13 protein-coding genes are annotated in these 13,594 nt (G+C 54.4%); 5 read left to right on the plus strand and 8 right to left on the minus strand.

Annotated elements, in window-relative coordinates; translation table 11 throughout:
* Positions 1-4: 4 nt before the first annotated feature.
* Together THS27_RS04570 and THS27_RS04575 are read right to left on the minus strand one after the other, a co-directional pair.
* Positions 5-778: an SDR family oxidoreductase gene (locus THS27_RS04570; protein ID WP_085588331.1), complete on the minus strand. Its 774-nt coding sequence runs from the start codon at positions 776-778 to the stop codon at positions 5-7.
* Positions 775-1,584, minus strand: coding sequence for a DUF6134 family protein (locus THS27_RS04575; protein ID WP_246832838.1), 810 nt, complete (start codon positions 1,582-1,584; stop codon positions 775-777). Before THS27_RS04575 ends, THS27_RS04570 begins: the two co-directional genes overlap by 4 nt.
* A gap of 147 nt (positions 1,585-1,731) precedes the next feature.
* On the opposite strand from THS27_RS04575, the gene THS27_RS04580 reads away from it, so the two are divergent.
* On the plus strand, positions 1,732-2,523 hold the full coding sequence (locus tag THS27_RS04580) for an RluA family pseudouridine synthase (RefSeq protein ID WP_085588333.1): 792 nt from the start codon (positions 1,732-1,734) through the stop codon (positions 2,521-2,523).
* Here the strand turns inward: THS27_RS04580 and THS27_RS04585 are convergent.
* Both THS27_RS04585 and THS27_RS04590 read right to left on the minus strand, forming a co-directional pair.
* Positions 2,449-3,375 carry an AEC family transporter gene (locus tag THS27_RS04585; RefSeq protein WP_085588335.1) on the minus strand — a complete coding sequence of 309 codons (927 nt, stop codon included), beginning with the start codon at positions 3,373-3,375 and terminating at the stop codon, positions 2,449-2,451. The genes THS27_RS04580 and THS27_RS04585 overlap by 75 nt on opposite strands.
* 66 nt (positions 3,376-3,441) lie before the next feature.
* A complete protein-coding gene (locus THS27_RS04590; protein WP_085588337.1) occupies positions 3,442-3,888 on the minus strand; it encodes a methylglyoxal synthase in 447 nt (148 codons plus the stop codon).
* Positions 3,889-3,975: 87 nt separating this feature from the next.
* On the opposite strand from THS27_RS04590, the gene THS27_RS04595 reads away from it, so the two are divergent.
* The gene (locus tag THS27_RS04595) at positions 3,976-5,247 is read left to right on the plus strand and encodes a glycosyl hydrolase family 8 (RefSeq protein WP_085588339.1); all 1,272 of its coding nucleotides are present in this window, start codon (positions 3,976-3,978) and stop codon (positions 5,245-5,247) included.
* Positions 5,248-5,284: 37 nt separating this feature from the next.
* On the opposite strand, the gene THS27_RS04600 is transcribed toward THS27_RS04595, so the two are convergent.
* Positions 5,285-5,668, minus strand: a complete 384-nt coding sequence (locus tag THS27_RS04600; protein WP_371455155.1) for a LysR substrate-binding domain-containing protein — start codon at positions 5,666-5,668, stop codon at positions 5,285-5,287.
* Between the two features lie 20 nt (positions 5,669-5,688).
* Between THS27_RS04600 and THS27_RS27150 the strand changes: the two genes are divergently transcribed.
* From THS27_RS27150 to THS27_RS04610, 3 genes are all read left to right on the plus strand, one after another.
* Positions 5,689-6,249 carry a hypothetical protein gene (locus tag THS27_RS27150; RefSeq protein ID WP_210402822.1) on the plus strand — a complete coding sequence of 187 codons (561 nt, stop codon included), beginning with the start codon at positions 5,689-5,691 and terminating at the stop codon, positions 6,247-6,249.
* Positions 6,186-6,677, plus strand: a complete 492-nt coding sequence (locus tag THS27_RS27155; protein ID WP_210402823.1) for an alpha/beta fold hydrolase — start codon at positions 6,186-6,188, stop codon at positions 6,675-6,677. The genes THS27_RS27150 and THS27_RS27155 overlap by 64 nt, the downstream gene beginning before the upstream one ends.
* Before the next feature lie 141 nt (positions 6,678-6,818).
* Complete coding sequence (locus THS27_RS04610; protein WP_085588343.1) at positions 6,819-7,748, plus strand: glycoside hydrolase family 18 protein; 930 nt, start codon at positions 6,819-6,821, stop codon at positions 7,746-7,748.
* A 104-nt stretch (positions 7,749-7,852) separates the two neighbouring features.
* Here the strand turns inward: THS27_RS04610 and lpdA are convergent, their stop codons facing one another.
* From lpdA to THS27_RS04625, 3 genes are all read right to left on the minus strand, one after another.
* Positions 7,853-9,259 carry a dihydrolipoyl dehydrogenase gene (lpdA, locus tag THS27_RS04615; RefSeq protein WP_085588345.1) on the minus strand — a complete coding sequence of 469 codons (1,407 nt, stop codon included), beginning with the start codon at positions 9,257-9,259 and terminating at the stop codon, positions 7,853-7,855.
* 24 nt (positions 9,260-9,283) lie between these two features.
* Positions 9,284-10,564 (minus strand): 2-oxoglutarate dehydrogenase complex dihydrolipoyllysine-residue succinyltransferase, encoded by a 1,281-nt coding sequence (gene odhB / locus THS27_RS04620; protein WP_085588347.1) that lies wholly within the window; start codon positions 10,562-10,564, stop codon positions 9,284-9,286.
* Between the two features lie 114 nt (positions 10,565-10,678).
* Entirely contained in the window at positions 10,679-13,594 is a 2,916-nt protein-coding gene (locus THS27_RS04625; RefSeq protein WP_085588349.1) for a 2-oxoglutarate dehydrogenase E1 component, read from the minus strand.

Genomic DNA, 13,594 nt, shown 5'->3' on the forward strand with positions numbered 1-13,594 from the left:
GTGCTCATTTTTGTACCAGCCGTTCAACTAATTTGAAATACCAGCGATAAGGCAGGATGCGGGCCAGTTTAAGCTGGCGGACAAAGGGCTGTGGAAAGGCAATTTCAAAATCATCATTTTTGCACAGCCCGTTATAGATAAAATCCGCCGCCTGTTGTGGTGTTTGCAAATAGGGCATGTCAAAATCGTTTTGGTCGGTCATCGGGGTTTTCACGAACCCGGGGTTAATTACGCGCATGATGACGCCACTGCCCGTCAGTTCTTCACGCAATGTTTCACATAAACTGATCAGGGCGGCTTTGGTAGGGCCATAGGCACCGGCTTTTGGCAGGCCGCGATACCCAACGACCGAGGCGGTAATGGCAATTTCCCCATGCCCGCGGGCGCGCATTTTGCGTAAAAGCGGCTCCAGGCAATTCACCGCGCCCTGATAATTCACCGCAACATGGTGGGCAACAGTGTCGCGCGAAAAGTCTTCCACCGGCATCGGGTTATAAAATCCGGCGCAATAAATCACCAGGTCGGGAAGGCCATGTTCGCTTTCGATCAGTTCAAGGACCTGATCAACCGAACCCGGGTTTGTGACATCGCAGGGCATTGCCGATATGCGTGGGCTTGCCAGTGCCATTTCCTGCAATGCCGCGTGCGAACGTGCGGAAATTGTTATGTGCCTGGTCGTGCTTTCATTGGTTTCGACAATGAATTTTTGCACAATAGCGGCACCAATGCCCGACGAGGCACCAATTACCCAAATATTTTGCCAGTTTTTGTGTTTCATTGTGCGGCCTTTATATTCCGGGTGCAGGTCAAACAGCGATAAACAATTTCCGATCCATCCCGCGCCCTGAATGCCAGTCTGACCCATCGCCCATCGGCATCGTACCAGGCATCCGTGCGTAATTCGCCGTCATATTGAAAGTGGGTTGCATCGATGCGATTTACACCACCATTGCCTGCAATAATCTTTTCCTGCCCCATACTGCGAATGGTGACATTGTTGGGCTGACCGGTGATGGTGTTTAGCACTGTCGTTTGCGATAACACGCCGCAATGCCAATGATTGGTGGGAAAGATGCCCGCAGGCAAGGTTCTTTCGCCGTCGGGGCCCGTGGCCTGCAACATGTCGGTTTTGCTGTCATAGCGGGCGTTCAGACTGGTTTGGTCGCCGTCATCGTCGACATTAACGGCAAGTTTTGCGAGACGATCGTGTTGCCACAGGCTTTCAGACCGATAATCAAACCGGTAGGCGGAAAAGCCCAGAAATGAAATGTTGATCGTGCTTTGTGCAATGACCTGAATGCCATCCTTGCCGGTGTGAAATTGCAGTTTGTGGGTGCCAACGGGCGATCCTTCACGGCGGATTTGGAACACCCATTCGGTGCTGCCATAAAGTTTCACTGGATCGATATTGGTGCAGGTGGCTGAAGGCAAAGGCGAAGAAGATGCCGCATGGGCCGTCGTAGAAAAGCAAATGCCCGGAATCGTGGCGGCCAAGAGCAGAATAATCAAAAATCGCATCGGGATGGTAATGACCAGGGGAGATGCCAGCGCGGTAGGATCACTTGTGTTGTGACGCCCTTTCATTGTTTTGGTCCCTGGCGCTGTTGTTATTGTGACATAATCCATATATTCCGTACGCAGTTTTAATGATGCCGGATCAGGGGTATTGGCCTGTGATCTGTTTTGTTATTTGTTTGTTCGTTGTTAGCCCCGTCAGGAAGTGACCTTTTTATGGCCCATCCCATTGCCGAAGACCTGATCGCCTGTGTTTTGCACCGCGATTCAAATGTGATTATTCTGAATAAGCCACCAGGGTTGGCATCGCACGGGGGGCCAAAAACCTATTTTCACGTTGATGCCTACTTGCCCGATCTGACGTTTGGTATTGCCTCGATCCCGACGCTGGCACACCGCCTGGATCGCGATACGGCAGGGTGCCTGCTTTTGTGCCGCCATGCCAAATCATCAAAAAAGATCACGCGGCTGTTTACCGAAAAGAAAATCGACAAGGCCTATTGGGCGGTGGTGCGTGGCACCGTGCCCGACGATCATGGTTTTATCGATGCGCCGATTGCCAAGTTTAATGATGAAAGCGGCTGGCGCATGGTGGTTGATGATAGCGGCCAGGAATCGCGCACCGAATATCGCGTGCTGGGCCGGGCCGAGGGGATGACCTGGCTGGAACTGGTGCCTCACACCGGGCGGACTCACCAGTTACGTGTTCATTTGGACCATATCGGTTTCCCCGTGATCGGCGATCCGTTTTATGGCACCGGCAAGGCCCCTGTTTTTGGTGCCCCGCCGACCCTGCATTTATTATCACGGCGCATTGTGGTGCCGTTTCACGCCGAACGCGAGCCGGTTGTGGTGGATGCCCCGCCGCCCGAACTGATGCGCGATGCATTGGTCGCATGTGGCTATGACGGCGATTTTGCTCCGCATCGGGCTTCAATTGACAGTCAATATGGCGGCGATAACGGAAATGCTGAGCGCGGAGAGCAAAGTTTCGATGGTGACGATTGAGGCCATAACATCGGCATCACCGCCCAGTTGTCGGGCCAGAATATAGGCATTCCCGGCGCATGGCATACCGGCATATAAAACCCCCATTGCCAGCACCATGCCGTCAATCCCGGCAAGGTGCAGGGCAATGCCCGTGATCAGCGGTAAAAAGGTCAGCTTGACCAGATTGCTAAAGGCGATTGCCCCCAACGAGCGACGGTCGAGTACAAATTTAAGCCCCGCCCCAACCGACAGCAGGCTGAGCGGCAAGGCCGCGGTTTTAAGCAGGGATGCCGTGTTTTCAATTGGCAACGGGATGTGAATATTGGCGATGTTTAAAATTGCCCCGGCCCCGGCGGCCAGAATGATGGGGTTTTTGGCAAGACCAATGGCAATGCGTTTAAAATTGCCGCCCCGGCCATTAAGCGCATTTAGCACCACCACAGCCAGAATATTGGTAACAATCACCATCACGGCGATAAACACAATCGCCAGTGCCAGCCCGTCGCGGCCAAACAGGGCTTCGGCAACGGCGAGCAAAACATAGCTGTTATAGCGGACCGATCCCTGAAATATCGATGTGAAAAGCGGCGTGTTTTTGGTGATAACACGGCGAAATATCAACATGCTGGCCGCCAGCACCAGTGTTGCCACCATGGTAATGACAACGGCGGTGCCGGCATGGCCGGTGCTGAAATCGGCATGGTAAATGCCGATCATTAACAAGGCCGGCAACAGCAAATAATATGTCAGCCGGTCAATTCCCGCCCAAACCTCGCCACTTTGGATCAGGTATTTTTTAAGCACGGCGCCGACAATGATGGTGGCAAAAATCGGAAAAATGGCGGCGATCAGGGTATAGGCAAAAGACATGGGGCGCCTATTGGTTGGATTTATGTCAGGTGGGGCGGTGACGGGGATCGGGCGTATTTTGCCAGGTCAAAGTTTGCGATTGGTATAATCGGCAAAGGCCTGTTCGGGGGAATGACCACGATATTGCTCGCAGATTTCCTCGAATTTCGGATTGCTGATCAAAAGGTCGGCGGTACTGCGATTGCAGGCAATGGGAACTTCATACATGTTTGCCAGCCGGATCAAGGCGCGCACATCAACATCGTGGGGTTGGGGTGTCATCGGATCGGTAAAGAAAAACATGGCCTGTAATTCGCCATGCGCAATCATGGATCCCAGTTGCTGATCACCGCCAAACGGGCCACTTTTTAACGGAAAAATATCAAGGTCGGGAAAGCGTTCCAAAAGAACACGTCCGGTCGTCCCGGTGGCAAAGATGCGGGCATCGGCAAACTGGTCTTTATGGGTTTCCAGCCACTCTGCCATTTCGCGTTTGCGACGGTCATGGGCGACAACTCCGATTGATAAGGTCATGGCAATGCTCCTGGGAACGATACAGTTGTTCTTATTAAGCATATAATGCGTCGAATGGTCACGCGGCATTGCAAATAAGGGGGGTAAATGACGGTTGATTTTAAAGGTAACTTTGCACTGGCGATGATCGTAACCGGGGCCGTCATGGTTTCTGGCTGTGGCCTGATTACAAGTGTGCAGGCAGCCGAGAAGGCCACGCGGCCTTTTCCCTGGCACCAAACCTATGCCGCCGGTGCGCTATTTCCGTCGCGCTGGACCGCGCAAGAACGCGATGCGGATGTTGCGGAATTTTACCAGCAATGGAAAGCCGATTATGTGCGCAAGGTTGAGGTCACAAACGGCGACGGGGTGCAATATCGGGTGACTTTTGGTCATGATGAAGCCGGACGCACCGTGTCGGAAGGGCAGGGATATGGCATGATCATCACCGCGCTGATGGCAGGGGTGGACCCGGATGCCAAGCCCCTGTTTGATGGCATGTGGCGTTTTGCCCGCCAATGGCCCAGCGATGGAGACCCCCGCCTGATGGGGTGGCAAATTCCGCCTGATCCCAAGAGAAACGACAATGCCTTTGACGGCGATGCCGACATTGCCTTCGCCCTGTTATTGGCCGCCGATCAGTGGCAGCAACCGGCCTATTTGCAGGCGGCCCGCGAAGTGATTGCGGGAATTGCAGAAAGCACAATTGGACCAGACAGTTTATTGCCCTTGCTGGGCGACTGGGTGGAACCGAACGGCGAGGAATATGACCAATGGGGAACGCGCCCGTCTGATTTTATGCCGGGTCATTTTGCCGCCTTTGGCCGGGCAACGGGGGATCCGTTATGGACGCAGGTGCGAAATCGGGTGCTGGATGTTTCCAGCGCGTTGCAACAGGAGGTTTCGCCGCGGACCGGGTTGCTGCCCGATTTTGCTATTGTCGAACCTGATGGCACCGTCCATGCCGCGCCGCCGAAATATCTGGAGGGGTATTATGATGGTGCGTATTATTTTAATGCAGCCCGCGTGCCGTGGCGCATGGCCAGTGATGCCTTGTTGGAAAATGATACAAAAGCCGCAACCATTGCCCGGCGTATGGCAACATGGATGCGTATACGGGTCAAAGGCGATCCGGGCAAAATTCAGTCGGGATATTTGCTAAGCGGGTTGCCGCTTCCCTATGAAACCGAAAACAGTACCTTGTTTGTTGCGCCAATGGCGGTGGCATCCATGTTGCTGCCCGATGGGCAGGAATGGCTGAATGATATGTATGCCAATATCCGCGACCGTCATATGGACTATTACGAGGATAGCGTGACGTTACTGTGTTTGCTGGTGTTGTCAGGGAATTTCTGGTCGCCGTCGGGCGCGTTGGAATAATTCATGTTTTGGGTCATATATGGCTTGAACGCGGTTTTCAGGTGTCGCTGGTGGGCCATGTGCCCGCATGGATTAGATCGGAGCTGATATGTTGCATTTCCTCAACCACGCGGGCGACGACCGGGTTTTGCATTTTGATGCGACGAATCCCCAGCGAAACCTGTCGTGAAAGACTGGGTTCAAGCGGAATGGCACGAACGGTTTTTTGTGCCAGTTCGTCTGTTACGGCGCATTTTGCCAAAAGGCCAAAGCCCTCGCCTGCGGCAATCAGTTTGACCAGATGTGTGCTGGTATCAATTTCCATCCGAATGTCCAACCCCTTGCCCGAGGCGGCAAAGGCTTCGGCCTTGCCGAAAAGTTCGATACATCCGTTCGTGTGCGGCTGATTGCGTTGAACCCGGATGATATTGCCGCGTCCGATATTGGCGTGGAGGCACGATCATGACGATGCCGTTATGCAAAAACGAACCGAAAAATGTGACGATTTCGGAAATCAGCAGTTTTCACATTGGCGGCGAAACCGTTGAACTCAGCGACCAGCCCCGCCTGATGATGCGGGTTGCCGGTGAAGGCATGGCGCGCGAAGTTGATTTGAATGGGTCCTATGTTACCGGTCAGCTTTATACCAACCATGTGAAACTTGCTGCCCCGCGCCATGCTGACCCGGTCATGTTCTGGCATGGCGGGGCGATGACCGGTGTCACCTGGGAAACAACGCCCGATGGCCGCCCGGGCTGGCAGTGGCTGTTTTTGCAGGCGGGTTATGACGTTATTGTCACCGATGCAGTGGAACGCGGCCGGGCATCGTGGTCGCCCTATCCGCAGATTTACGATACCGGGCCGGTTTTCCGTACCAAGGAAGAAGCCTGGAGCATGTATCGGGTTGGGACGCGTTCCGAGTTTGATGCCCGCATTCCGTTGACGGGCAGCGCTTTCCGGTGTCGGCATTTGATGCGCTGGCCGCCCAGCTTGTGCCGCGCTGGACCACCCATGACGATATGACCCTTGATGCCTATCAGGCGGCGTTGGAAAAGGTCGGGCCGGTGCATTTGGTGGCGCACAGCCAGGGGGGCTGGTTTGCGCTGAACATGGTGAAACGGGTGCCGCATCTGGTGAAATCGGTTGTGGTGATTGAACCTGCCGGTGCGCCGCAACTGACAGCGGAAGATGTCGCCCGCATGGGGGATATTCCTCATTTGTTTATGTGGGGTGATTTCATCAACGAGGTGCCGTCCTGGAAAAAATACCGGAGCGCGACGGATCAGTATCGAGAGGTGTTGACTGCTGCGGGGAAAAGCAGCTGCGAAATGGATTTGCCGTTAATGGGCATTCGCGGCAACAGCCATGTTCCGATGATGGATGACAATAGTGCCGATATTGCTACGATGATTGTTGGTTGGATGGCGCAAAACCAGGTTGCGGCAAAATAGCGCGCCCTGGAAGCAGGACCATTACATTTTGCGGGGGATATAGCATTGGCTATATCCCCCCTTTTTTTGATCACATTGCTTTTGATGGCGCGTCGAGGGGTGCTGTTTTGCATCAATCTTTCGCGATAGAAGGGGGACGTTATGAGAACGCCTGAAAATGTGATCTATACCGATAACGGTAATGCGCCGGTTTCCAAACTGGTTGGTACAGCCTGTACCATCGGGATTCAAAGCTTTATATCACAGGTTGATTTTGCCAATGGTGTCTGTACGCTTCACGCAGACTGGCCTTTGCAATCGGCGATCAAGAACAACGATATTGAAAAGGCAAAGGAAGGCGGCAAGCGCAAAATTCTGGTCGCTGTGGGCGGCGCCACCTTTGATACGCCCTCCTGGAAGGGGTGTGCCGATAACCTGAATGCCTTTGTCGCGGCATTGGTCGAATTTGTCAAAGATCATAAATTTGACGGTATCGACATTGACTGGGAAGATACGACCGACCTGGTCTATATGGGCGATTCTGCCAAGAAAGAAGAGTGCTATGATGCGGTGGCGTTTCTGGTCAATCTGACCAAAAAACTACGTGCCAGCTTGCCTGCACCGCAATATATCATCACCCATGCGCCACAACCGCCCTATTTTGATCCGGCATTTTACGGTGGCACCTATATGCAGGTGACGAAGCTGGCGGGGGATGCGATCGACTATCTGAATATCCAATATTACAACAATGAAAGCTTTGTTGGCACCACTGGCCCCGAACAGACGGCGAAAGTGGCGGGAACGGCGGGCTCATCGCCATATCCGACAAGTATTGTCGGCCTGGTCGGGCAGGGCTTGCCGGTGGAAAAGCTGTTGGTGGGGAAACCGACCTCTCCCGAAAATGCCGGAAGTGGTTTTTTGCCAGTTGGTGAATTTTGCGAGGATGTCGTGGCCCCGCTGGTGCGCAAATATGGTGCGGATTTTGGCGGGGTGATGGGCTGGCAACTGGCGCAGTCACCCAATAGCACCGACCTTGAATATGACTGGATCAGCACGGTTGCCGATGCCCTGACGGGGAATGCCGGATAAAACGCTAGCCCGCCAACAAGCGTCATCAGGTTATGTTGACCCAAACAAAAACGACCGCCCCGAAAGGAGCGGCCGTTTGGCTGACAGGGTATATTTGTCAGAAATTACATGTGGATCGCACGGTCATCGGCAGCCAAAGCGGCTTCCTTGACGGCCTCACCCAGGGCCGGGTGGGCATGGCAGGTGCGCGCGATGTCTTCGGCAGAAGCACCATATTCCATCGCCAGAACAACTTCGGCAATCAGGTCGCCAGCAGCCGGGCCGACAATGTGGCAACCGACGACGCGGTGCGTTTTCTTGTCTTCCAGGATTTTGACGAAACCTTCGGTGCTTTCCATTGCCTTGGCACGGCCATTGGCGGTGAAGGGGAATTTGCCAACCGAATAGTCGACACCTTCGTCTTTCAGCTGCTCTTCGGTTTTGCCAACCGCCGCAACTTCCGGCCAGGTGTAAACAACACCCGGGACCTTGCCGTAATCGACATGGCCTTCTTCACCGGCCAGCATTTCAGCCAGGGCGACACCGTCTTCTTCGGCTTTATGCGCCAGCATCGGACCAACAATGGCATCGCCAATGGCGAAAATGCCCTGCACGTTGGTCTGGAAATGTTCGTCGGTTTTAACGCGACCGCGATCATCGAGCTCAACACCGGCATTATCAAGGCCAAGGCCGGTGACAAACGGACGACGCCCGATGGCTACCAGAACAACGTCTGCCTTGACTTCTTCGGCATCACCCCCCTTGGAGGGTTCAACCGTCAGCTTAACACCACCTTTGGCGGTTTTCGCACCGGTCACTTTATGACCCAGTTTGAAATCCAGGCCCTGTTTGGCAAAAATGCGCTGGGTCTGTTTGGCCAGTTCGCCATCCATACCGGGCAGAATACGGTCGAGATATTCGATAACCGTCACTTCCGAGCCCAGACGACGCCAGACGGAACCAAGCTCAAGCCCGATCACGCCCGCACCGATGACAACCAGTTTCTTGGGAACAGATGACAGTTCCAAAGCACCGGTTGAGGAAACGATCTGTTTTTCATCGATTTCAACGCCGGGCAGCGGGGTTACTTCCGAGCCGGTTGCGATAACGATGTTTTTCGCGTTCAGGGTTTCTTCGCCGCCGTCAAGCAGGGCAACCTTAACCTCGGTTGCCGAGACGATTTCACCCGCACCCTTGACATAGGTAACCTTGTTTTTCTTGAACAGGAATTCGATGCCCTTGACGTTGGAATCAACCACCTTGTCCTTGCGGGCCATCATCTTTTCAAGATTGACCTTCGGGGTATTGATGTCGATGCCGTGGGTATCGAAATGCTTGTCGGCTTCTTCAAACAGGTGTGAAGAATGCAGCAGGGCCTTTGACGGAATACATCCGACATTCAGGCAGGTGCCGCCCAGGGTGCCGCGTTTTTCAACGCAGGCAACCTTGAGGCCAAGCTGTGCGGCACGGATGGCGCATACATAACCGCCAGGTCCGCCGCCGATCACGACAATATCATAGGTCTCGCTCATGAGTTCTTTGATCCTTTTGTCTGATCAGATGTCGAGCAGGATGCGTTCCGGGTTCTCGATGCATTCTTTAACCCGCACGAGGAACGAAACAGCTTCGCGGCCGTCAATGACACGGTGATCGTAGGACAGGGCCAGATACATCATCGGACGGATTTCAACCTTGCCATCAATGGCAACGGGGCGCATCTGGGTTTTGTGCATGCCCAGAATGCCCGACTGCGGCGCATTGAGGATCGGCGATGACAGCAGGGAGCCGAAAACACCACCGTTGGAAATGGTGAAGGAGCCGCCTGACATTTCGTCCATGCCCAATTTGCCGTCACGCGCACGCTTGCCGAAATCGACAATGGTGCTTTCCAGATCGGCAAAGGTTTTCTTTTCAGCCGAACGGATTACCGGAACAACCAGGCCCTGCGGGGTGCCAACGGCAACGCCGATGTCGCAGAAGTTTTTGTAAACAAAGCTGTCGCCGTCGATTTCGGCATTCACTGCCGGCCATTCGTTCAGCGCGGTTGTACAAGCCTTGATGAAGAAGGACATGAAACCAAGTTTCACGCCGTGTTTCTTTTCAAAGCCGTCTTTGTATTTGTTACGGCACGCCAGAAGGTTGGTCATGTCGACTTCGTTATAGGTCGTCAACATGGCAGCCGTGTTCTGGGCTTCTTTCAGGCGGCGCGCAATGGTCTGGCGCAGCTTGGACATTTTAACCCGTTCTTCGCCTTCGCGCAGTTCGCGCTGGGGTTTCGGGCCTGCCGGTGCCGCCGGGGCCGGTGCAGCAGCACGCGGGGCCGGTTTGCCACCTTCAAGATAATCCAGAACGTCGCCCTTGGTCAGGCGGCCATCTTTGCCCGATGCCGGAATTTTCGAGGCATCAAGGTTGTTGTCTTCGACCAGTTTACGCACAGCCGGCGCCAGCGGGTGATCGGTGTTGGCGGACTGGGTTGCCGGTGCGCTTGCTGCTGCAGGAGCCGCCGGTTTGGCTTCTTCCTTGGGTGCAGGGGCAGCTTCTTCCTTCGCCGGAGCTTTGGCTTCAGCCGGGGCTTCTTCCTTGGCTGATGTTCCTTCAGCGCCTTCGCTGATCATGGCGATCAGGGCACCAACTTCAACTTCGTCGCCTTCACCAACAATCAGTTCGGCAATAGCGCCAGCAACCGGAGAGTTGACTTCAACCGTAACCTTGTCGGTTTCAAGTTCAACAATCGGTTCGTCAGCAGCAACAGTGTCGCCGACTTTTTTGTACCATTTGGCAATGGTGGCTTCGCTAACAGATTCGCCCAACGCGGGAACTTTAACTTCAGTCGCCATTTTTTCCTCGACCGTTTTTAAAAAGGCAGTGTGGGTCTGCCGATTTCAAATAAAAATATGTTGTGACCAGATCAGACCAGACAGGCAGGGAGTGGTCCCTGCCTGTCTGTGAAATCATTTGACGCTGAGCGCGGCATCAACAAGTTCGGCCTGCTCGCGCAGGTGAATCTTGAGAAGACCGGTTGCCGGCGACGCAGCGGTGGAACGACCGACATATACCGGACGGGATGTTTTGTGTTTGACGGTGGTCAGGACTTTTTCGATACGACGATCGACAAAGTACCACGAACCCATATTTTCAGGTTCTTCCTGACACCAGATCACATCGGCATTGCTGTATCGGCTCAGCTGTGCACCCAGTTCCTTTTCCGGGAACGGATAAAGCTGTTCGACACGTACAATGGCGACATCCTCGATACCGCGGTTGTCACGCTCTGCCAGCAGGTCGTAATAAACCTTGCCCGAACACAGAACGACACGTTTGACCTTCTTGTCGTCAACCAGTTTGGCGGTTTCGGCCAGAACGGGCTGGAAGGTTGTGCCTGTTGCAAATTCAGACAGGTTCGATACGCACTGCTTGTGACGCAGCAACGATTTCGGCGTCATCAGGATCAGCGGCTTGCGGAAGCTGCGGCGGATCTGGCGGCGCAGAATGTGGTAATAGTTTGCAGGGGTGGTACAGTTCGCCACCTGCATGTTGTTTTCACCACAAAGCTGTAAATACCGTTCCAGACGTGCCGAGCTGTGTTCCGGTCCCTGACCTTCAAAGCCGTGCGGCAACAGCATGACCAGGCCGGACATACGCAGCCATTTGGCTTCGCCCGAACTGATGAACTGGTCAATGATCACCTGGGCACCGTTGGCAAAGTCGCCAAACTGTGCTTCCCACAGAACCAGAGAATGCGGTTCTGCCAGGGTGATGCCATATTCAAACCCGAGAACACCGGCTTCGGACAGGGGCGAGTTGAGAACTTCAAGCTCGGCCTGACCGGTACGGATGTTGTTTAACGGGGTGTATTTGGCCTCGGTGGTCTGATCGATCAGTTTGGCATGACGTTGCGAGAACGTCCCGCGCTGGCTGTCCTGACCGGACAGACGCACGGGGGTGCCTTCGCACATCAAGGTACCAAATGCCAGTGCTTCGCCCGTGGCCCAGTCGATCCCTTCGCCGGTCTCGAACATTTTGGCCTTGGCTTTAAGCTGGCGCAGGATCTTGCGGTTGATGTCGTAATCACTTGGTGCAGTCGATAGCGCACGGCCAACTTCCTGCAACAGGTTTTCATCAACACCGGTTTCGCCAATCCAGTCGGCATCTTCGCCATGGCTGGATGCCAGCCCTGACCATTTGCCTTCAAGCCAGTCGGCCTTGTTCGGACGATAGTTCTCGGACGCCTGGAATTCCTCGTCCAGATGGGCGTGGAATTTTTCAAGCCGTTCCTTGACCTGTTCCTCGGTGAACACGCCTTCCTTGACCAGCTGCTGGGCGTAGATGTCTTTGGCGGTCGGGTGTTTGCCGATCACGTCATACATCTTGGGCTGGGTAAAGGCCGGTTCGTCGCTTTCGTTGTGACCAAAGCGGCGATAGCAGAACATGTCGATCACGACATCCTGTTTGAATTCCTGGCGGAATTCGGTCGCGATGCGCGCAGCATGAACCACGGCTTCGGGGTCATCGCCATTAACATGGATGATCGGGGCCTGAACGACCTTGGCGATATCCGAGCAATAGGGCGAGGAACGCGAGTCAGACGGTTTGGTGGTAAAGCCGATCTGGTTGTTGACCACAAAATGAATGGTACCGCCGGTGCGATAACCTTTCAGATGCGACAGATCGAAGGTTTCTGCCACAAGGCCCTGACCGGCAAATGCCGCGTCACCATGCATCAGAATACCCATAACCTGTTCGCGGGCGGTATCCTTGCGCTGTGCCTGTTTGGCACGAACCTTACCCAGAACAACGGTATCAACCGCCTCAAGGTGCGAAGGGTTCGCTGTCAGCGACAAGTGAACAACGTTGCCGTCAAATTCACGGTCAGCAGAGGTGCCAAGGTGATATTTAACGTCGCCAGAACCCATGACATCGTCGGGTTTGGACGGGTTGCCCATAAATTCCGAGAAAATCGCCTGGAACGGTTTGGCCATCACATTGGCCAGAACGTTCAGACGGCCACGGTGGGGCATCCCAAACACAACTTCACGGATGCCAAGCTGGCTGCCGCGTTTCAGGATTTGTTCAAGGGCCGGGATCAGGGCTTCGCCACCATCGATACCAAAACGTTTGGTGCCGACATATTTGGTGTGAAGATAGTTTTCAAACCCTTCGGCTTCAATCAGACGATCCAGAATGGCTTCCTTGCCACGCTTGGTAAATTCGGTCTGATTGCCGATGGTTTCAATACGCTGCTGAATCCATGCTTTCTGCTCAGGTTCCTGAATATGCATGAATTCAATACCGATAGAACCGCAATAGGTTTTGCGGGCCATCGATACGATCTGGCGAATGGTTGCCGATTCAAGGCCAAGAACATTGGCGATGAAAACCGGACGATCCATATCAGCTTCGGTGAAGCCATAGGTTTTCGGATGCAATTCCGGGTGGGGATCACGCGGGGCAAGGCCCAGCGGATCAAGATTGGCTTCCAGATGGCCGCGCACGCGATAGGAGCGGATCAGCATCAGGGCGCGAATTGAATCATTTGCGGCCGCCCGGATGGCATCGGAATTAACGGCCGCGCCCTGGGATGCGGGTGCTACCGCAGCCGGGGCATAACCGCCATTGACCGGACGTTCGCTGTATCCCTGGGATACGTCGTAACCTTCCATACCGCCGACAACCTTGGTTTCCCGTGGCTGCCAGGTCGGCCCGCGCATTTCAGCGAGGAGGTCGGATGCGTCGTCCTGCAACCCTGCAAAAAACTCGGCCCAGCTCTGGTCTACCGACTGGGGGTTTTCCAGATACCGGGCGTAAAGTTCCGCGATATAGGTTGCATTCGACTCGGTTAGAATCGTGTCAAGATCTTGAGGTTTCAT

This window comes from Thalassospira sp. MCCC 1A01428 (assembly GCF_002115825.1).
In the GTDB taxonomy this organism is placed as follows: Bacteria; Pseudomonadota; Alphaproteobacteria; order Rhodospirillales; family Thalassospiraceae; genus Thalassospira.